General features: G+C 61.7%; 19 protein-coding genes. 3 read left to right on the top strand and 16 right to left on the bottom strand.

Features of this window, described 5'->3' with window-relative positions:
• Nucleotides 1-34: 34 nt before the first annotated feature.
• From aguB to BC360_RS07550, 7 genes are all read right to left on the bottom strand, one after another.
• A complete protein-coding gene (gene aguB, locus BC360_RS07580) occupies nucleotides 35-913 on the bottom strand; it encodes an N-carbamoylputrescine amidase (RefSeq protein ID WP_065794782.1) in 879 nt (292 codons plus the stop codon).
• Nucleotides 914-941: 28 nt separating this feature from the next.
• Complete coding sequence (locus tag BC360_RS07575) at nucleotides 942-2,345, bottom strand: aminotransferase (protein WP_065794781.1); 1,404 nt, start codon at nucleotides 2,343-2,345, stop codon at nucleotides 942-944.
• A gap of 61 nt (nucleotides 2,346-2,406) precedes the next feature.
• Nucleotides 2,407-3,432 (bottom strand): extracellular solute-binding protein, encoded by a 1,026-nt coding sequence (locus BC360_RS07570; protein ID WP_065794780.1) that lies wholly within the window; start codon nucleotides 3,430-3,432, stop codon nucleotides 2,407-2,409.
• A gap of 37 nt (nucleotides 3,433-3,469) precedes the next feature.
• Nucleotides 3,470-4,306, bottom strand: coding sequence for an ABC transporter permease (locus BC360_RS07565; protein ID WP_244512685.1), 837 nt, complete (start codon nucleotides 4,304-4,306; stop codon nucleotides 3,470-3,472).
• 115 nt (nucleotides 4,307-4,421) lie between these two features.
• Nucleotides 4,422-5,339 carry an ABC transporter permease gene (locus BC360_RS07560; protein ID WP_065794779.1) on the bottom strand — a complete coding sequence of 306 codons (918 nt, stop codon included), beginning with the start codon at nucleotides 5,337-5,339 and terminating at the stop codon, nucleotides 4,422-4,424.
• The gene (locus BC360_RS07555; RefSeq protein WP_083222470.1) at nucleotides 5,336-6,517 is read right to left on the bottom strand and encodes an ABC transporter ATP-binding protein; all 1,182 of its coding nucleotides are present in this window, start codon (nucleotides 6,515-6,517) and stop codon (nucleotides 5,336-5,338) included. The genes BC360_RS07560 and BC360_RS07555 overlap by 4 nt, the downstream gene beginning before the upstream one ends.
• Before the next feature lie 137 nt (nucleotides 6,518-6,654).
• Nucleotides 6,655-7,113 carry a hypothetical protein gene (locus tag BC360_RS07550; protein WP_065794778.1) on the bottom strand — a complete coding sequence of 153 codons (459 nt, stop codon included), beginning with the start codon at nucleotides 7,111-7,113 and terminating at the stop codon, nucleotides 6,655-6,657.
• On the opposite strand from BC360_RS07550, the gene BC360_RS07545 reads away from it, so the two are divergent.
• Complete coding sequence (locus BC360_RS07545) at nucleotides 7,088-7,285, top strand: LysR substrate-binding domain-containing protein (protein ID WP_244512684.1); 198 nt, start codon at nucleotides 7,088-7,090, stop codon at nucleotides 7,283-7,285. The two genes, BC360_RS07550 and BC360_RS07545, sit on opposite strands and share 26 nt — an antisense overlap.
• A gap of 201 nt (nucleotides 7,286-7,486) precedes the next feature.
• Here BC360_RS07545 and BC360_RS07540 read toward each other — a convergent pair whose 3' ends face one another.
• The gene (locus BC360_RS07540; protein WP_065794776.1) at nucleotides 7,487-8,719 is read right to left on the bottom strand and encodes a benzoate/H(+) symporter BenE family transporter; all 1,233 of its coding nucleotides are present in this window, start codon (nucleotides 8,717-8,719) and stop codon (nucleotides 7,487-7,489) included.
• Nucleotides 8,720-8,832: 113 nt separating this feature from the next.
• Here BC360_RS07540 and BC360_RS07535 point away from each other — a divergent pair, with 113 nt between their 5' ends.
• On the top strand, nucleotides 8,833-10,323 hold the full coding sequence (locus BC360_RS07535) for a PLP-dependent aminotransferase family protein (protein ID WP_065794775.1): 1,491 nt from the start codon (nucleotides 8,833-8,835) through the stop codon (nucleotides 10,321-10,323).
• Nucleotides 10,324-10,805: 482 nt separating this feature from the next.
• On the opposite strand, the gene BC360_RS07530 is transcribed toward BC360_RS07535, so the two are convergent.
• From BC360_RS07530 to BC360_RS07500, 7 genes are read right to left on the bottom strand one after another with little or no spacing between them, the layout of a single operon-like run.
• Entirely contained in the window at nucleotides 10,806-12,470 is a 1,665-nt protein-coding gene (locus tag BC360_RS07530; RefSeq protein ID WP_065794774.1) for a hydantoinase B/oxoprolinase family protein, read from the bottom strand.
• A gap of 12 nt (nucleotides 12,471-12,482) precedes the next feature.
• Complete coding sequence (locus tag BC360_RS07525; protein ID WP_065794773.1) at nucleotides 12,483-14,555, bottom strand: hydantoinase/oxoprolinase family protein; 2,073 nt, start codon at nucleotides 14,553-14,555, stop codon at nucleotides 12,483-12,485.
• Nucleotides 14,555-15,058, bottom strand: a complete 504-nt coding sequence (locus tag BC360_RS07520; RefSeq protein ID WP_208858159.1) for a GAF domain-containing protein — start codon at nucleotides 15,056-15,058, stop codon at nucleotides 14,555-14,557. Before BC360_RS07520 ends, BC360_RS07525 begins: the two co-directional genes overlap by 1 nt.
• A complete protein-coding gene (locus tag BC360_RS07515) occupies nucleotides 15,045-15,857 on the bottom strand; it encodes an ABC transporter ATP-binding protein (RefSeq protein WP_065794772.1) in 813 nt (270 codons plus the stop codon). The genes BC360_RS07520 and BC360_RS07515 overlap by 14 nt, the downstream gene beginning before the upstream one ends.
• On the bottom strand, nucleotides 15,854-16,744 hold the full coding sequence (locus BC360_RS07510) for an ABC transporter ATP-binding protein (protein ID WP_065794771.1): 891 nt from the start codon (nucleotides 16,742-16,744) through the stop codon (nucleotides 15,854-15,856). Before BC360_RS07510 ends, BC360_RS07515 begins: the two co-directional genes overlap by 4 nt.
• Nucleotides 16,741-17,574 (bottom strand): ABC transporter permease, encoded by an 834-nt coding sequence (locus BC360_RS07505; RefSeq protein WP_065794770.1) that lies wholly within the window; start codon nucleotides 17,572-17,574, stop codon nucleotides 16,741-16,743. The genes BC360_RS07510 and BC360_RS07505 overlap by 4 nt, the downstream gene beginning before the upstream one ends.
• Nucleotides 17,571-18,527 (bottom strand): ABC transporter permease, encoded by a 957-nt coding sequence (locus BC360_RS07500; protein ID WP_244512683.1) that lies wholly within the window; start codon nucleotides 18,525-18,527, stop codon nucleotides 17,571-17,573. The genes BC360_RS07505 and BC360_RS07500 overlap by 4 nt, the downstream gene beginning before the upstream one ends.
• Between BC360_RS07500 and BC360_RS32305 the strand changes: the two genes are divergently transcribed.
• Entirely contained in the window at nucleotides 18,511-18,702 is a 192-nt protein-coding gene (locus BC360_RS32305; protein WP_167590808.1) for a hypothetical protein, read from the top strand. The genes BC360_RS07500 and BC360_RS32305 overlap by 17 nt on opposite strands.
• On the opposite strand, the gene BC360_RS07495 is transcribed toward BC360_RS32305, so the two are convergent.
• Nucleotides 18,671-20,257, bottom strand: a complete 1,587-nt coding sequence (locus tag BC360_RS07495; RefSeq protein WP_065794768.1) for an ABC transporter substrate-binding protein — start codon at nucleotides 20,255-20,257, stop codon at nucleotides 18,671-18,673. The genes BC360_RS32305 and BC360_RS07495 overlap by 32 nt on opposite strands.
• Between the last annotated feature and the right edge of the window lies 1 nt (nucleotide 20,258).

The raw sequence follows: 20,258 nt of genomic DNA, 5'->3' as shown, positions 1-20,258 counted from the left end.
CGTTGGTCCTGTCGAATGCGGCTGGCGATATCACTCAACCGCGGCTTGTCTGCCCGTCCAACGTCAGGATCGGCCCGTAGAGATCCGGGCGGCGATCGCGATAGACCCCCCATGAGCGGCGGTAGCGTCTCACATCGTCGAGATCGAATGTCGCAAGCAAAAACGTTTCGTCGACGCGGTTGGCTTCGGCCACGATCAGGCCGGTATGGTCGGCAATGAAGGAGCTGCCATAGAACGTGCTGGTGGTTCTGCCGTCCACTTCCGTCCCCACGCGGTTCGATGCGATGAGCGGCACCATGTTCGCCGCCGCATGGCCCTGCATGGTGCGCTGCCAATGGCCCGAGCTGTCGAGGTCGGGGCTGTTCGGTTCGCTGCCGATCGCGGTCGGAAAGAACAGCAGTTCGGCACCGTCGATTGCAAGAAGACGAGCCGTCTCGGGAAACCACTGATCCCAGCAGATGCCGCAGCCGATGCGGGCATAGCGCGTATCCACGGCCCGCAGTCCGGTATCACCCGGGCTGAAGTAGAACTTTTCCTCATAGCCGGGCGCCTGCGGAATGTGAGACTTCCGGTAGTTCCAGAGGATCTCGCCGTCGGCATCGATGATGGCCAGTGAATTGTATTGAACCGGGCCGGCCTTCTCGTAGTAGGAGATCGGCAACACGACGGAGAGTTCCTTCGCCACCGCACGGAAGTGGTTGATCGCACGATCCTTGCCAAGTGGCGCGGCAAGCTCCAGATGCGCGAGCTTCTGCTCCAGGCAGAAATAAGGCGTCTGGAACAGCTCCTGTAAGAGTATGATGTGCGCGCCATCCTCATGCGCGAGCCGGATCAGCTCCTCTGCCTTTTGAATGTTTTCATCGACATCCCAGCTGCAGGCCATCTGGGTTGCTGCGACCGTCACTTGGCTCATTCGATTGTCCTTCGCCGTTTCTGCCGTTTCAACGCGCAGCCATGAAGTCCGCAACGGAGCCGGAGATTGCTTCGAGGATCTCGTCGCACTGGCTTTCGGTGATGATCAGGGGCGGTGAAAGGATGATGCGATTGCCGACAGGCCGCACGATAACCCCGCGCTCGACGCAGCCCTTGAAGATCTTTTCCGTCGCCTTTTCATGGGCGGGAAGAGGCTGGCGCGTAACCTTGTCGGCGACGAAATCGATGCCGAGCATGAGCCCGCCGCCGCGCACGTCACCGACGATATCGTGCTTCAACAGGAGACGGGCCCTCTGCTGCAGGTAGGCACCAACCCGCGCTGCATGGGCAAGCAGCTGCTCGCGTTCCATGATCGCGATGTTGGTGAGCGCCGCCGCGCAGGCGACGGGATGTCCGGAATAGGTAAGGCCCATGGCAAAGACGCCACCCTCGCATTGCGGGCGGCTGATAACGGCATGGATCTCATCGGAAATCAGCGTGGCTCCGAGCGGGATGTAGCCCGAGGTGATGCCCTTGGCGGAAACAAGAATGTCCGGCTGGGTCTCGTAGATCCGATCAGAGGCGAACCATTCGCCAAGGCGGCCAAAAGCCGTGACCACCTCATCAGCGATGTAGAGGATGTCATGACGGCGGCAGACCGCCTGCATCGCACGATGATACCCCTTCGGCGCGACCAGAACGCCACCTGCGCCCATGATCGGCTCGGCGATGAAGGCTGCGACATTTTGCGGGCCGAGCTGCTCGATCCGCATCTCGAATTCCGCCACCAGAAAGTCGCGATACGCGTCTTCGGTCATGTCCATGGGCTTGGCATAGCAGTCCGCGGCGGAAACATGATGGATGAAATCCTCGCCGACCTGGGAGAAACCATATTTGGTGCCGTGGATGCCGGTGAGGCCAGCCGCCACATAGGTCGCACCGTGATAGGCGTTGTTTCGCGAGATGATCTTGCGCTTGCCCGGCTGCCCTCGCATGGCGAAGTAGTAGTGAACGATGCGGATGGCCGCATCGTTGGCCGTCGAGCCGCCGCAAGTGTAATAGACATGGTTGAGACTGCCAGGCGAAAGATCCGCCAGCCGGGCAGCCAGTTCCGCTGCCGGAACATTCGTCGAGGCTCCGAAGGGATTGTAATATTCCATGTCCAGTACCTGCCGGGCGATGGCGTCGGCCATCTCCCGGCGGCCATGGCCTATGTTGACGCACCACAATCCCGCGATGCCATCGAGGAAGCGTTGCCCGGTGCTGTCGGTGACGAACATGCCTTCGGCTTTTTCGATCACCTGGCTGCCGGTCGCGGCAAAGGTCGTGAAATCGGCATAGGGATGAAGGACGTGGTCGCGGTCCATTTCCCATGCGGAACGGCTGTTGAGGCGCGTGCGTTCGCTGGCACCGAGGTTGTGCTGGATCGTCATCTTCTTTCTCCGGAAGGTTTGACACGGTCGAGCCGTGTCAGGACTGTTTGTCGCGATGGGCTCAGCGCAAGAGCTTGGTCCAGACGCGGTCGTAGAGCTTGGTCACCGCGGGCGAACAGGCCGGAAGAAATTCCGGTGTCGGCGCATCGGCAGGTGGATTGAGTTCGGGTGCAGCCGCAAGCGCCTTGTCGACAAAGGCCTCGGCCCCCTTGATGCCGTTGGAATAGCGGGCGTAGTTGGTGATCATCGCCGCATTTTCGGGGGCCATGACGAAGTTGACCCAGAGCTTGGCGTTTTCGAGGTTCGGCGCACCCTTCGGCACGGCAACATTGTCCATCCAGCCGGTATAGCCTTCCTTCGGATAGATATATTCCAGCGTCGGCTTCTCGTCGCGAGCCCGCATTGCATAGCCGTTCCAGCTCATCGAGACGACGGCCTCGCCCGAAGCAAGCAACTCCTTGGTCTCGGAATTGTAGCTCTTTACGAACGCCTTCTGCGTCGTCAACAGGTCGAGCACCGCCTTCAAATCCCCCGGGTTCTCGTTGCAGCGCGGCTTGCCGAGATAGCGCAGTGCCATGTTGATCACGTCGTTGACGTCGCGCAGCATGTTGATCTTGCCCTTGGTCGCGTCATCGGGCTCAAAGAGCGTCTTCAGCGAGTGATCTGCGCCGTCGACGAGCGCGCTGTCGATGACGAAGCCGGTGGAGCCCCAGGCCCAGGGCGCCGAGTAGACGCGGCCCGGATCCCAGAACACGTCCCGCCACGTCTCGTCGACATGCCTGAAGTTCTCCATCTGCGAAGCATTGATCGGTTCCAGCAGACCCTCGCGCACCAGGATCGTCATCGTGTCGTGCCCGGGCACGATGATGTCATAGCCACCGGCGCCTGATTTCAGCTTCGCCAGCATGGTCTCCATCGAATCATAGGTGTCGATGTGAACCTTCACGTCGTGGGTCTTCTCGAACTTGGCCACCATCTCCGGCGGCGTGTATTCGCCCCAGGTGTAGATGAAGAGGTCGCCGGCGGCGAAAGCGGGATGGCCGGCCATGCAGGTCAGCAATGCCGCGGACAGGATGATCTTCTTCATACGAGAGTTCCCCTTTTTGCTTGTTGTCAGGCAGTTGTCAGTGTTTGTGGCCGACCCGGCCGATAAGGGCGGAGACAAGGACGAGCACGGTGGAAGCGCCGAGCATCAGCGTCGAGATGGCATTGACTTCGGGCGTCATGCCGAGCCGCAGCATGCCGTAGATGTGGAGCGGCAAGGTGGTTGCGCCCGGTCCGGCCACCAGCGCGGTGATGATGAAATCGTCGAGCGAGATGATGAAGGCGAGCAGCCATCCGGATAGCAGCCCCGGCACCAGCAGCGGCAGAGTGATGCGGGTGAAAGCCTGCGCCGGCGAGGCGTAAAGATCGGCGGCCGCCGCCGGCAGGCTCGGATCCAGCCCCTCCAGCCGCGCCTTGATCGGCAGATAGGCGAAGGGAATGCAGAAGACGATGTGCGCCATCAGGATGGTGACGAAGCCGAGGCTGATGCCGATGGCCACGAAGAACACCAGCGAGGCAACGGCTGTGACGATTTCCGGTACCATCAGCGGGAAGGTCAGGACCACATAGGCCGCCTCTCCGCCGGTTGCTCGGCGATTGACGGTGGCAGTGGCGGCACCAAGGGCCAACAGCGTGGCGACCGTCGCGGCGATGACGGCGATGATCACGGAGTTCAGCGCTGCGGTCTGGATGTTCTCGTTGCCGAAGACGGTCGCATACCAGCGCAGGGAAAATCCGCTCCACCGACTGACCGAGCGGCCGTCGTTGAAGGAATAGGCCGCCAGAAAGACGATCGGCGCGTAGAGGAAGATCAGGCAGCCGACCGAGGCAGAGCCGAAGCCGGCGAAGGCCCGGATATCGCCGATGCGGGACGTGGCGGTGACCGTTCTCATGGTCGATGAAGAGGTGTTGGACATCGGTTGGTCTCCTCTAGAGCGTTTCCGGTTTAAGCGGAGCCGCAGAAACGCTCTATCTCTTTGTTTTTACGCATTTCCTGACGGAAAACCGCTTCGCACTTTTCCTGGAAATGCTCTAACGGCAATCGGACTTCTGGTGCCCGGCCCGACGGGCAAGCCACAGGAGCACAAGGAGCGTGAGCGTCAGCAGGATCATCGACAGCGCCGCGCCGAACGGCCAGTTTCGCGCGCTCTGGAACTGGGTGCCGATCAGGTTGCCAATCATCAGGGTCTTGCCGCCGCCGAGGATGTCGGGGGCGAGATACGAGCCGATCGACGGAATGAAGACGAGAAGGCTTCCGGCGATGAGGCCGGGCCGCATGACCGGCAGCACGATGCGGAAGAAGGCGATGCGGCGGCTGGCATAGAGGTCGTAGGCCGCTTCCAGCAACCGGAAATCGAAACGCTCGAAGGCCGAGTAGAGCGGCAGCACCATGAAGGGCAGGAAGGAATAGATCAGCCCGAGGCAGACCGCAAAGCCGTTGTAGCTCAAAGGCAAGGGCTCGCTGACGATCCCGAGATTCATCAGGACAGCGTTTATCGGACCATCGCCGCGCAGAACAAAGAGGAGTGCTATGGTGCGGATCAGCAGGTTGACCCAATAGGGAATGGTGATCAGCACCAGCCAGATATTCTTCTGCCGCTCCGGCCTGGTGGCGATGTAATAGGCCGTCGGCACGCTGATGACGAGGCAGAGCACCGTTGCGATGCCCGCCTGAAAGACGGAGCGCGCCAGGACGATGAGATAGTCGGGCGTAAACGTCAGACTGTTGTCGAGAAAATCCCGTTCGAACAGGATCGAGCTGTAGGCTTCGGTCGTGAATACCCATTCGACGCCGCCATAGGGCGCGGCCTGCAGGAAGGAGTAGACGAACATGATCGCCATCGGCGCGACCATGAAGACCAGGATGACAGCGATGGCGGGACCGAGCAGGCCGAGATCGGCAAGGCGCGGCGAGACGCGGGAGGAAAGGGAAAATTGCCGCGCGCTCATGACAGCAGCACCTTGATCGCGCCGGGCTCGAAACCCACGCCGACTTCGTCTCCCGGCGCGAAATCCAGCAGGCCTCGCAATCCGCCCCGCGGCGCCCGGGCTGTCAGCGACTGGTTCCCGGCAACGAGGTGATACTCGACCGCGTTTCCGAGATAGGTCCGGGCAACGACCCTTGCCATGCCGCTGCACGTTTCCTCGCCGGCCTCGCGGATAATCAGCCGTTCGGGACGAATGGACAGTGACACGGCCTGGCCGACCTCAAGCGGCCATTCGATTGGAGCACGGATGTCGGCGAACCCCTCGATGGTCAGGTTCGCCTCGGTGCCGCTCAGCCCCGACACCCGCGCATCGAGAAGGTTGGATTCGCCGATGAAATCGGCAACGAACCGGCTTTTCGGATGCTCGTAGATCTCTTCGGGCGTGCCGACCTGCTGCAATCTTCCCTGGTCGATGACCGCGATCCTGTCGCTCATCGCAAGCGCTTCTTCCTGATCGTGGGTCACGAAGATGAAGGTGATGCCGGTTTCGCGTTGCAGCGCCTTAAGTTCGAGCCGCATCTTCTGCCGGAGCTTCAAATCCAGCGCCGATAGCGGTTCGTCGAGCAGAAGCAATTTCGGTCGAGGCGCCAGCGCCCGGGCAAGCGCAACGCGCTGTCGTTGGCCGCCGGACATCGTGTCGGGTTTGCGATCCGCATACTCGGTCATGTGCACAAGCTCGAGCATGCGCTCCACCGTGCGTTCCGTTTCGACCCGAGAGGTGCCGAGCATTTCCAGCCCGAAGGCGATGTTGCGCCGAACCGTCATATGCGGGAAAAGCGCATACTGCTGAAACACGGTGTTGACCGGCCGGGCTTCCGGCGGCAGCCGGCTCACATCCTGACCAAAGATCGTGCAGGTCCCAGCGCTTAAGGTTTCGAAGCCGCCCAGGATGCGCAGAAGCGTTGTCTTGCCGCAGCCAGACGGGCCAAGCAGGGTGAAGAACTCGTTGGCATGGATCGACAGATGGAAATTCTTCAGCGCCTCATAGGCCCGTGAACTGCCGGCGTTGTAGACTTTCGAGAGCCCCTTCACTTCCGCAGCGATCGTGTCTTGTCGCGGGTCGTGAAGCCTTGGCTTTTCCGTTGAACCTTGAGCACGCTCGCTCGAGCGCGAAATCGATAGGCTGGCACTGGTTCGCATCTGATGTTCCCCTTGTTCGGGACTGAAACTTCCCGTCTTTTCCAAGGAGTATGGGGACATGGCGGAAGTGCGTTAAGTCACCCTTAGGGGGTATCGCCCGCGGATCCGTGGACCCGCGGGCAACGCCGGACGTGCGTCTATCCCTGCGCTTCGCTTTGCGGCCGCCTGCCGCGCAGGATGACGACCAGGGCCGTCACAACGGTCATCAGCACGAAATCGCCGCGATCGCCGGATCCAGATCGAGACGCAGATTGTCCGACATCCTCTTCGGCAAAGTCGTGACGTTGACGCCGCTGATAAAGAGGGTGACAGAACTCTCCTCCCAGGACATCACGAGGCTGATGAACCAGGCCGTGAAGAGGCCGAAGCGTATATTGGGCAGCGCTGGTGCCGATGCTGGCGAGCCACGTGTCGGCGTCCAGGAGTGCGCGGTAGTGGCGCAGCGAATAGTCGCCTTCAGGCAGCGAAAGAAACCGGTTCGCGGTAAAGGAGAACGGGACGACCGCCGCCGACGTCCGACGGCTGTATTTCGAGGATTTCAACCAAAACCTCGCCGCCGCGCGCGTCGGCTTGGGTATCGCGATGGGCGACAACATCACGGCTGCGGAGGAACTGGCCCAGGGTGCGCTGGTCCGCCCGCTGAAGGGCTCACTCAAGGCTTCGCCAAAAGGCTACTATGTGCTGACACAGAAGGGCCGCGAGAACTCCCCGCTGTCAAAAGTGTTCATCGAATGGATCTTCAACGAAGCCAGGAACGCAACTGACTGACCCCAGTCCCGGCGGCTTTGGCCCTTTGACGCCCGCCCCGAAAATGGCCATGGCGACGACGGTATCGAAACATTACCTGCATAAACCGAGAAATTCTTGCCCACCTGCCGAAGCAGCACCTGAAACGTGCGGAAGTGGCCGCGGCGTAGCCTTCGACAACCGTTTCGGCATCGAGCGAAGCTGTGTTCCTAAGCGCGAACATCATTCGGCCGCACCCTCGCTGGCAGCCAGTTCAGCACGCTCGCGGCGCGGCAGGCGACCGTTCAGCACGATGTAGGCCACAAGACCGATCACGAGCCCCCAGAACGCACCGCCGATGCCGAGCAAGTTGATATTCGCGGCCGACGCGAGGAAGGTAATCAGCGCGGCCTCGCGGGACTTCGGATCAGCCATGGCGCCAGCGAGACTGCCGCCGATTGTGCCCAGCAGCGCAAGTCCGGCCAGCGTCGTGATGAACGTCGCCGGCAATGCCATGAAGACCGCCGCAAGTGTCACACCGAATACGCCGACAAGCACATAGACGACACCCGCTGCGATCCCCGCCAGCCAACGCTTGGCCGGGTCTTCGTGGGCTTCCTTGCCTGTAGCGATCGCGGCGGTGATAGCCGCGACGTTGAAGGCGTGTGAGCCGAACGGCGCCATGACAAGTGAGCCAAGTCCCGTCATCGTCACGATCGGATTGGCGCTGGTCCTGAAGCCGTCATTGCGCAGAACCAGCATCCCCGGCATGTATTGCCCCGTCAGGGTGACCAGAAACAGCGGTAGCGCAACACTCAGGAGCGCATTCAACGAGAATTCCGGCAGAGTGAACACCGGCGCCGCCAGCTTCAGCTGAAGCCCGGAAAGGTCGACGCGGCTCTGCATAACCAAGAATGCAAGTCCGAGCACCAATATGCCGACCACGGCATAGCGCGCGGTAAAGCGTTTCAGCAGGAGATAGGCGATGATCAGAAGCCCGACCAGCAGCGGATCGACCGTCGCGCCACCAAAGGCCCCGATGCCGAATTGCAGCAATATACCCGCGAGCAGGCCCGAGGCGATGCCAGGCGGAATCAGCTTGATGACCTTGTCAAAACAGCCCGACAATCCCAGCGCCACAAAGGCTGCCGCCGAGATCAGATAGGCGCCTACCGCTTCAGCGTAGGGGGTTGTGGCAAGGGCGGTGACGAGGAAAGCCGCAGCCGGCGTCGACCAGGCCGTAATGATCGGCTCGCGATACCGCCAGCTCAGGAACAGTCCCGTCAGGCCGACGCCGATTGAAACAGACCACACCCAGGATGCCGTTAGCTCTGGACTTAGGCCGGCAACCTTTGCGGCCTGAAAGACCAGAATGAAGGTTCCGCCGTAATTGACGATGACGGAGATCAATCCGGCGACGATCGGGTGCGTGAAGTCGCTTAAACGTAGGGGCGATGGTGACGAGATAGGCTGCATGATCCTGTTGAATCTCCTGAAGATCTCTGGCCCCGGGGCCGTGATGCGGCTTGACTTTTAACCGATGAATGGCCTGATATTTCCCTCCACTTTTCGACAGGTAGCCAGACCATTTGTTCAAACATTCCCAATTGGAATCCGTGAAGGCATGGCTTGCCCATCCCGCACATGCTGAGCTGCCGCTGCATGCGCGGATCCAGCGGGCGGTACGGCAATTGATCGTCGACGGTGCGCTTGGCCCCGGCAAGCCACTGCCAGCCTCACGCGCTCTGGCCAAGTCGCTTGGCGTATCCCGCGATACGATCGAGGCCGCCTATTCCCAGCTCCATGCAGAGGGCTTTATCGACCGGCGGGTGGGCAGCGGCAGTTTCGTGGCGGAGATGACCGCGTTCTCCCCTGGCCATAAGCCCTCGCAACGGCGCGCGCTTCTGCGCCATCAGCCACCGAACCTCAGCAAACGCGGGACTGCGATGTTCCGCAGCGGCGGAGTATACGAGCAGCTCGCCCCCAGGCCGTTTGCGCCGGGCGTGCCTGAGACGCGCAGCTTTCCGCTTCCACTCTGGCAACGCCTGGAGCGACAGGTGCTGAAGGAAACAGGCACGCGAGCGCTGCTTCATGGCGATCCGCAAGGCACGGAGCCGCTTCGGCGCGCGATCGCCGACTATGTCAACCTTGAGCGCGGTGCTCGCGCCAGCGCCGACCGGGTGCTGGTCCTCACGAGCTCGCAACAGGCGATGACGCTCTGCGCCAATATGCTGCTTGATCCGGGAGATCGCATCTTGATCGAGGATCCAGCTTACTACGGCGCGCGGAAGGCGTTCGACGCTGCCGGGCTGGAATGCATACCAATTCCCGTCGACGATCATGGAATCGCGGTCGAACAGATCCTGGACGAGCCGCGCAAGGCCAAGGCCGTCTTCGTCACGCCTTCCCATCAGTTTCCAACCGGCGCAACACTTGCGCTCGAGCGTCGACTTTGCCTCATCGAATGGGCAGCCAGACATCAGGCCTGGATCATCGAGGACGACTACGACAGCGAATTCCACTACGACGGCAAGCCAACGGCCTGCGTGCAAGGTCTCGATCCACATGACCGGACCATTTACATCGGCACCTTCACCAAATCTCTTTTTCCCGGGTTACGGATCGGGTACGTCGTCCTGCCTCCGCAGCTGGTCAAACCGATGACCGTCGCACGCACACTGCTTGACGGCCACACCGCCTCGGCGGCGCAACTGACGCTTGCCCGTTTCATGGAAGGAGGACATTTCGGTGCGCATGTTCGCACCATGCGCGGCATTTACGCTGACCGGCTCAGAATCCTCACCAGCCTTATCGGGAAACACCTTTCGGCCTTCGTCGAACCTCGCATCCCGATCGGCGGGCTCCAGATGCCGTGCGTGCTGACCTGCGACTTGCCCGAGCGTGCAGCCATCGATGCCGCCCGGCGCGTCGGCATCGAACTTCTGGGGTTATCGGCGCTTCATGCATCCGGTGACGGCACGGCTGGGTTTCTGATGGGTTTTGCCGCCTACACGCCGGACGAACTTGAACTGGCAGTCAGAAAGCTCGCAGACGCACTGAAGACCCTGAAAAGCCCATAGCCAACCCTATTCCATCTGCGACTTTCACGCGCTCGACAGCCTCCGGGTAGCCTACTGCATAATTTATCCTTAAATCGGAATCGATTTAAGGATAAATTATGCAGCAAGTTTAAAGTGTTACAGCGTCCTTAGCGCGTCATGTTTGACGCGCGGCGCTGTAGGAATTAAACCGCCCGGCTGCAGGCGGCCGGCGCGATCTCGACGTCTTCGTTCAAGTGCACACATCCGGCGAGACCAGCAAATACGGTCTCCCGCCAACGAGCTGCTGGCGGTCGTCAAGCGTCGAGCGTCTACCGGCATATCCCCGGCTCAGGCCCGCGCGGCCTGATGACGCTCGCGATCTTCAGCGCAGACAAGGAGCGAATGCGAAACTGTTTCCGGTTGCCGCGCAGTCTGCGGGACCGTGCCGCGCTTATCGATCCGGCGGCCGCGATCCAATGGCCGAAGCGCCAAAAGGCACCTCGGCTCATCTTTGATCGGGCCTAGCCGACATAGCCGTGCACCTGTCGCGCCCGTTCGGGCGAGATATAACCGTTGCGGATATCGTCGGCGACTGAAGTCGGATCGCGCTCCTTCGGGTCGCCAAGTCCGCCGCCCGTGCCTGTAATGATCCGGATGACGTCGTTCGTATCCACCTTGATGCCGGATCCGAAGGCGTAGCGCTCATTGCTTCCGTCCTTGCGCATCACCAGCGCATAGTTTGGCGTTCCCTCGTTACCGCCGTCGAGCGACCAGGGCAGGATGCGCGAACGGGTGTAGCCAAGCGTCAGGAAGCTGTCGTCGCGGCGAATGCGGTAGTCGATGCGGATACCGTGACCGCCGGACCATTTGCCTTCTCCGCCGGCATCGGTGTTGAGCTCCATGCGATCGACAATGAGACCGTTGCGCGCCTCGGAAATCTCGGCCGGGCAATTGTAGGTCTCGCCATGCACGCCCGAGAAAATCGCGCTGTTGCCGTCCCGGCCGGCACTTGCGCCCCATCCACCAATCTGCGGTTCGATGATCGTGTACTGGCGACCGGTGTCGGGATGGATACCGCCGATGAACGTGCCGGCGATCGAGGAGAAATGCCCGGCCGGCAGCTTGTGGGGCATATGCGGCGCCAGGCAGCGCCAGACCAGATCGTAGGCCCGGATTCCGATCTCGTAGTAGAAGCCGACGGCAGCGGGCTCCCTCGCATGGAAGCAGGTACCTTTCGTGGTCAGAACCTTGAGCGGGCGGAACGATCCTTCGTTCGCCGGCGAGGCCGGGTCGGTCAGCGCCTTGAAGATGACCTGCATGCTGACCAGCGTATCGTCGCGGCAGGCGTTCGACGGCCCTTCGTCCTGCGCAGGGTTGTCGCGCAGGTCAATCACGAACTCGTCGTCGCTGATTGTCACCTTCACGTTGAAGAACCGGCCGTCGTCCTGCTCCTCCGTGAGCTCGAACGTGCCATGCGGCTGCTTGGCAAGCTCGGCGCGGGTGACTTTCTCCCCGAAGTTCATGAAGCTGTCCATGGCGGCCTCGAAGGTCGAGACGCCGTACTTCTCCGCGAGTTCGGCCAGGCGCCTGGCGCCGATGCGAACCGACGCGATCGCCGCCCAGAGGTCGCCCTCGATAAAATCGGGCATGCGCGAATTGACGGTGATGATGTCGAAGACAGCCGGGATCGGCTCGCCCCGGGCGATCATCTTGATCGCCGGCAGGCGCAGGCCTTCCTGAAAGATTTCCGTCGCATCGGCCGAGAGCGAGCCCGGCGACTTGCCGCCGACGTCGGAATTGTGGGCAATATTGGCGGTCCAGGCGATGATCCTGCCGTCGGCGAAGACGGGCATCGCGACGACGAGGTCGTTGAGATGGGTGACGCCGCCGTAATAGGGATCGTTGGTGATGAACACGTCGCCCGGCTCGATATCACCGGGCTTGTTGAACTTCTCCAGCAGCACCTTGACCGATTTGTCGAGCACGCCGATGAAGCCGGGGATACCGGCGCCGGACGACGCCAGCCGGCCGGTCGCATCAGTGATGCCGGTGCCCATGTCGAGCACCTCGTAGATGATCGAGCTCATTGCCGTCTTGCGCATGGCGGCAAACATCTCGTCAGCCGTTGCCTGCAGCGAATTCTGGATGATCTCCAGAGTGATGGGGTCGTGGGAAACTGAAGTCATGCCCCGCTCTCCTCAAGCCTTGAGATTGATATGGATGTTGCCGAAGCCATCGACCTCGACGCGATTGCCGGGATGGATGACGATCGTCGTCCCGGGATCTTCGATCACCGCAGGGCCGGAAAACGTCATGCCAGGCTCGAGCTTTTCGCCGTCGTAGATCGCGGCCTTGTGGACACCCTCAAGCGCGTAGTCCACCTCGCGCTCACCCTTGGAAGCCACCTCGGCCTCGGCACCGGTCGGCTCTTTATGGCGCATGGTCAGTTTGCCGACCTCGGCTGAGGCAACGAGGTGAATGCCGACAAGCTCAACCGGCGCGTCGAGCCGGTAGGTATATTCGCGCTCGTAGGTCTCGTGGAATGCCGCCTCGATCTCGGCCAGCCTTGCGTCCGAAATGACACCTTCAATCAGCACCTCGGTCGTGTGCTCCTGGTTCTGGTAACGGAACTTGCCGTATCGCAGGAACTTGACCTTCGACGCATCCACTTCCTCCTCGCCGAACTGCTGAAGGGCGACCGCTTCGGTCTCGGCGAACAGGGCCTCGACAGCATTGCCGCCGCCCGCCCTCAATTCCGCCAGCTTGGTGACGAAGAAATCGCGGCGAAGGTCGGACATCATCATGCCCCAGGCGGAGAAGACGGCGGCGCCCGCCGGAATCACCACCTTCTTCACACCGAGTTCGGCGCCGAGTGCCACCGCATGCATGGCACCGCCGCCGCCGAAGGCGACGAGCGTGAAGTCGCGCGGATCATGCCCGCGGTTGAGGGAAACCAGCTTCAGCGCGTTGACCATATTGTTGTTGGCGATGCGGATGATGCCGCGCGCCACATCGCTTGGGCTCGCACCTAGCTTTGCGCCGACATCGCTCAATGCTTTCTCGGCCGCCGCCATGTCTGCAATGACCGAGCCGCCGCAGAAATAGTCACGGTTGATGCGGCCAAGCCAGAGGTTGGCATCGGTCGTCGTCGGGCTCGTGCCGCCGCGCCCATAGGCGGCCGGTCCCGGCATCGCACCGGCCGACTTCGGGCCGACATGCAGCTTGCCGAATTCGTCCACCCAGGCGATCGATCCGCCACCATTGCCGATTTCGACCAGGTCGACCACCGGCACCATGATCGGATAGCCGGCAGAGGTCCGATCGCGCTCGATCCAATAGTCGGTCATGATCCTGACCTTACCGTCTTCGATCAGCGAGCATTTCGCCGTGGTGCCGCCGATATCGAGGGCGAGCACGTTCCGTTCGCCAATCAGCTTGCCGAGCTCGGCAGCGCCCCAGAAGCCAGAGGCTGGCCCGGACTCGACCATGGTGATCGGGATCTTCGAGACGGAATCCAGGGAATCGACGCCGCAGTTCGACTGCATGATGAACAGGTTACCGTCGAAGCCGCGATCCTTGAGACCGTCGTTCAGGCGGCCGAGATAGCGCTCAGCGGCCGGCTGGACATAGGCCGACATGACCGCCGTGTTGGTGCGCTCGTATTCGCGCCACTCACGGGTGATCTGGTGCGAGGAGACCGCTGATATGCCGGGCCAAAGGCGTCGCACCTCTGACAGGGCCGCCTGCTCATGCGCCGGGTTGGCGTAGGAGTGCAGGAAGCAGATGGCAACCGCCTCGACACCGTCGGCGCGAAAGTCGTCCAGGATCGCTCTCAGCGGCGCGAGATCGAGCGGCTGCAGTTCCTCGCCCTTGTAGTTCATCCGTCCCGGCAGCTCGCGGCGCAGATAACGCGGCACGAAAACCTCCGGCTTCACATAATGAAGGTTGAAGAAGTCCGGTCGGTTGCCGCGGGCGATTTCGAGCGTGTCGCGAAAGCCCTCGGTGGTGATGAGGCCGACTTTCACGCCCTTGCGTTCGGTCAGAGCGTTGATGACGACGGTGGTACCGTGGGCAAGGAAGTCGACCGTCTTCGGGTCGATCGCCGCCTTCTCCAGGACATTGAGCACGCCCTGCTCGAAGTTGGGCGGGGTCGTGTCAGACTTGGCGGTGATGATCCGGGACTGGCCCGTGGCGTGATCGGTCTCGAAGCAGACCAGATCGGTAAAGGTGCCGCCGACGTCGGTGGCAACGCGAATGGTTTTCTCGGCCATTATCTTGCTCCGGCTTTCATCTGTTCATGGAGAAGCATGCAAACGGCGCCGGGCAGTTTCAGCGCCTCGGCCGCCTTGATGCGTTCGTCGGTGTAAAAGCCCGCTTCGTGCAGGCAGTTCAGCGTGCCGATGACTTCGCCATCGACGATGATCGGCACATTGATGACGGATTCGCAGCCAAGCGACTGAATCAGCTCATGATCGTCGAACACCGTGGCGATGTCTTCGATCGTGTTGGCGACAAAGGTCTGCTTGTCACGCAATGTGATATCTGACCAACGGGTGTCGTTGTAGGGCTTCGTTCCCAGCACCGGATAGGCGTCGGGCATATTGGAGTAGACGCGTTCGGAAACCTTGTCCTTCGTGTCGCTGGTCATGATCGTGAACAGCTTCACGCCGACGACGTCGTGGGTGAGCTTTTCCAAGGCGGCATAGGCCGCCTGCGGCTGTTGGCCCGCAGCGGCCACGGCTTCGACGAAGAATTTATAGTCAGGCATCTGCATGGTCATTCTCCATAAGTCGGTCGCGAAGAGCCGCTTCCTCGCGGCTGACGACCGGAACCGCGCCGATAAGGCGGCGGGTATAGTCATGCTTGGGGGTGGTGAAGAGGTCCGTCGTCGTACCGAGTTCGACGAGTTTGCCGCGCTCGAACACCGCGACGCGGTCGGCGATGTTGCGCACGACGGAAAGGTCGTGGGTGATGAAGATATAGGTGAGGTTGCGCTTCTCCTTGAGGTCCTGCAGCAACCGCAGCACGCGGGCCTGGACCAGAACGTCGAGCGCCGAGGTCGGCTCGTCCAGCACCACCAGTTCGGACTGGCAGGCGAGCGCCCGGGCGATCGCCACGCGCTGCCGTTGGCCGCCGGAAAGCGCGGCCGGTGCGCGGGTGCGGAAGTCGGCGGGCAAACCGACTTCTTCCAGCAGACGCCCGGTCTCGGCATCGCGCGCCTTGCGGTCGCCAATATCGTGAACGTCGAGCGCGAGACGAAGCGAGGCGCCGATCGATCGTCGCGGATTGAGCGAGGACAGCGGGTTCTGCTGCACAAGCTGGATCCGGCGGCGATGCCGCTTCGTCCTCGTCTGGTCAAGCGGTTCGCCGTCGAAGATCATCTCGCCCGAGGTCGCACCGTAGATGCCGAGGATGACGTTGGCGATCGTCGATTTGCCCGAGCCGGACTCACCGACGATCGCCAGGCATTCGCCCTTTGCGACCTCGAAGGAAACGGTGTCGAGCGCACGAACCGTGTTGGAACCGACCGCGAATGCCTTGGACACGGAGCGTATGGAGAGCAGAGCACTCATGCCAGCAGTTCCTTCTCGCTAAAGCCGGCATGCGCCGCAAGCGGCGCGAAGAAATCGTCGGTCGTCTCGGCAATATCGGGGATGCCGCCGCCGGTAATCCGGGGAACGGCCGCCAGCAGCGCGCGCGTATAGGGATGGCGTGGATTGTCGAACAAGGCGCCAGTCGGCCCCTGCTCGACGATATTGCCCTGGTAGATGACGTAGACCCGATCGGCGAACTCGCGCACGACGCCGAGATTGTGGGAGATGAACAGCACGGCGGTGTGATGTTTTTCGGCAAGGGTGCTCATCAGCCGCAGCGTCTGCGCCTGGACCGTGACGTCGAGCGCCGTGCCGGGCTCATCGGCCAGGAGCAGCGACGGGTTGTTGGCGAGCGCCATGGCGATCATCACGCGCTGGTTCATACCGCCCGAAAGCTGGAACGCATAGGAATCGAGCACGCGCTCCGGTTCGTGAATCGACACATCGGCAAGCGCCTCGACCGCCTTGAGGCGTGCGTCGGCAGCGGAGATACCCGGCTTCGCGCGGTCGAGTACCTCGCGAAACTGCACTCCGATCGTATAGGTCGGGTTCAGCGAGGACGTCGGGTCCTGAAAGATCATCGACATCTTCGTTCCGCGCAGCTGATGCCGGTCGCGGCGCGACAGCCGATCGAGCTCCCGGCCCTCGAATTCCAGCTTGCCCGCAATCCGGGCCGTCTTCATCTGCTGCAGCAGGCCGAGCACGATGCGGGCCGTCACCGACTTTCCCGAACCGGACTCACCGACGAGAGCGACACGCTCTCCCTTGCGGATATGCAGCGATATGCCGTGCAGCACTTCGATCAATCCGCGATGCGTCTTGAAGGCGAGCTTCAGGTCTTCGATCTTGAGGGTCGGAGCACTCATTGATCCACTCCCAGGATTTCGCGCAGGGCGTCGCCGATGAGGTTGAAGCCGAAGACGGCAATGAGAATGGCAAGGCCGGGGAACACGGTCAGCCACCAGCTGTCGGGCAGATATTTGGCGCCTTCTGCGACCATCGAGCCCAGATCAGGCGTCGGCGGCTGGACACCGAGACCGAGGAACGACAGCGACGAGGCAATCAGGATCACGAAACCGAAGTCGAGCATCATCTTGGTCAGGATCGACGGCACGCAGTTCGGCAGGATTTCGCGGAACATGATGTGCAGCTTCGAGGCGCCGATGACCTCGGCAGCGAGCACATAGCCCTCCTCCTTCTCGGAGCGGGCGAGATTGTAGACGAGCCGGGTGTACCAGGGCCACCACATCACGGTGACCGCGATCATGCCATTGGTCAACGTCGGCTCCAGCAGCCCCATCATCGACATGGCCAGTACCAGCGGCGGGATCGACAGGAAGACATCGGTCAGCCGCATCAGCAGATATTCGGTCCAGCCGCCGACATATCCAGCGATCAGTCCGATCGCGACGCCGACCGGAACCGCAATCGCCAAGACGACGATGCCGAGTACGAGCGAAATGCGATAGGCATAGATGATGCGGCTGAAGAGATCGCGGCCGACCAGATCCGTGCCGAATATGTAGGGCCATTCCGGCGCCTTGTTGAAGTTGACGAAGTCGACGACAGCGCCGCGATGCTCGGGAAACGGCGCTATGAGATCGGCGAACACGGCCGAAAGCACCACGAGCGCGACCAGGATCAGGCCGATGAGCGAAAGCGGATTGCGGGTAAGGATGAGAAGCGTTCTCTTCATGACGCCCTCTGGGAAAGACGGATGCGCGGATTGATGATGGAGACCAGCAGGTCGACGACGATGTTCACGATCAGGAACAGGGCCGACATGATCAGCACTGTACCGACGATGGCGTTGAGATCCTTGCGCAGAATGACGGCGACGCCGTAGCGCGATAGGCCGGGCCAGGCAAAGACCGCTTCGACAAGGAAGGCGTTGCCGAGCATGGCTGCAAAGTCGAGCCCGATGATGGTCAGCGACGGGATCAGCGACGGCCGGAAGGCATAGCGCCTGGCGATGCGCTTTTCGGCAAAACCATAGGACTGCGCCATCTCGATATAGGGCTTGTCGTAGGTCTCCACCATGTTGGAGCGGACGAGCCGTGCCGCCTGCCCGATGCCCGACAACGCCAGTGCGAACGCCGGCAGCACGATATGCCACGCCGCATTGCCGAACGCTCTGATATTGCCGGCGAGCAAGGTGTCGATCAGCAGGAAGCCGGAAACGGGTGGGATCGTGAAACTATCGGAGATGCGGCCCGCAATCGGAAAGAGCGGCAGGAAATAGGCAAAGACCAGCATCAGGATCACCGCCCACACGAAACCCGGGGCGGAAACGCCGAGCAACGTCACCATCCGGATCGCATGATCGATGAAAGTGCCGCGATGGCGCGCCGAGAGAATGCCGAGCGGCAGACCGAAAGCGACCATCATCAGCCCGGCGATGATGACCAATTCCAGCGTTGCGGGTAGAAACTGGGCGATGTCCGACGTTACCGGCCGATTGGTGTAGAGCGATGTGCCGAGATCGCCCCGCACCAGGTCCGCGAGAAAATAGCCGTATTGCGTCAGGAACGACTGGTCGAGATGCAGCCTGTCACGAAGGGCGGCAATCGCTTCGGCCGTGGCGTTCGGGCCGAGTGCGATGCGGGCGGGATCGCCGGGGATGACCCGGGCGATGGCGAAAATCAGCAAGGAAACTCCGATCAAAACGATCAATGAGGTTCCCAGCCGCTTCGCAAGGAGGCGGATTAAAGACGGCATCTTGGTGGTTCTCGGTTGGGTCTGTCAGCAGACGACGGTCCGCGCCGCCGTCAGCGGCGCGGATGGCGCTTCGATCATTCCTTCATTTCCATCAGGCGGAAATTGAAGCCGAAACCCGCAAGCGGGAACGCCTTGGCCGGATCCGTCAGGGCCGGCACGGAAACACGGTTGCTCGCGGCAAAGACGGCGGTCTGATCCTGAGCGAAGATCGACGGGGTCACTGTCAGCAGACGCTTGCCGAGGTCCTGATAGATTTTCGCCCGGCCGTCGTCGCTTTGCTCCGCGCGGCCCTTGTCGAGCAGCGCATCGACCTCGGCGTCTTTCAGATATTCCGGCGCCTGCCAGGTGCCAGCGGCCGACGAATGGTACATGCCGTAAAGCAGCGTATCCGGATCGCCGGTCAGCGTGTTGACGAAGAGCTGCGAGATGTTCGGCGTGTTTTCCGGCTTGGAAACCTGTTCGGAGAACAATGCCCAGGGTAGCTTCTTGACCTCGGCCTTGATGCCGATTTCGGCGAAATTTGCCTGCATCAGCAGTGCAAAGCGCTCTTCGAGCGGAACTTCGCCGATCCAGGAGAGCTCGACATTCATCTCCTCCGGTCTGTACTTGCACTTGGCGAGATGTTCCTTGGCTTTCTCGACGTCACGCTTCAGGACGTTGTCCTGCGGCAGCGCACCGAGCATGCCGACGGGGATCGCACCGGTGGCGGGGCTGCCCTGCGAGACCTTGTCGTTGATGGCGACGATCTTGACGCCGGACTCGTAGTCGAAGGCATAGGAGACCGCGAGGCGGCACTCGGCATCGTCGAACGGCGGCTTGGCGGTGTTCATCTTGATGTAGAAGCCGGTCGTGCCGCGCTCGGTGAGCAATTGCGCGCCGTCGGCCGCCAGCGACTTCAGCACTTCCGGCGGCAGCCACTGCGAAGAGATGTCGTGCTCGCCCTGGGAAATCAGGGTGCGAACCGTCGCGGCCTCCAGGCCGTAACGCATGCGCACCGTATCCGGCGCCTTTGCCGGCACGCCGAGGAAGTACCCGGCGTTCTTCGACATCACCGTCTCCTCCTGCGGATTGTGCGAGACGACCTTGTAGGCACCGGTTCCGGCCGCATTGGCAGACAGGAAGCCCTGGCCCCAATCCTTCATCTCGCCATCGCCATTGCCGAGATGCTCGAGCACCAGCTTCTTGTCGACGACAGGCAGGCGCGTCAGCGCCGAAATGAAGGGTGAATAGGGTTGTTTCAGCGTGAAGCGCACGGTGGCGGCATCGATGGCTTCAACCTTGTCGACGTTTTCGAAGAGGTAGGAGAGACCGCTGCCAAGCGCCTTCATTCGCTCGAAGGAGAAGACCACGTCATCGGCCGTGAGCGGATTGCCGCTCTGGAACTTGACGTTCGTACGCAGTTTGAAGGTGTAGGCAGTGCCTTCCACCTCCCAGCTTGCCGCCAGATGCGGATCGTAGCCCGGCTGGCCCTGCTTGGGAATGACGAGAGCGTCATAGACGTTGAAGATCAGGATCGAGTCCGCGTAGTCGGAGGCCTTGGCCGGATCAAGCTCGCCGACAGGCGCCTCATCAAGCCGCAGGACCGTCTCGGCCGCTGCAAGGCCGTGGACCGAGGATGCTGTCAGGAGGGCCGCGGCCAGCATCTTCATGATGGTTTTCATT

This window comes from Ensifer sp. LC163 (genome assembly GCF_001695855.1).
Taxonomy (GTDB): Bacteria; Pseudomonadota; Alphaproteobacteria; order Rhizobiales; family Rhizobiaceae; genus Ensifer.
The sequence above is the reverse complement of the archived record's forward strand: the minus strand, read 5'-3'. Positions and strand labels throughout refer to the sequence as shown.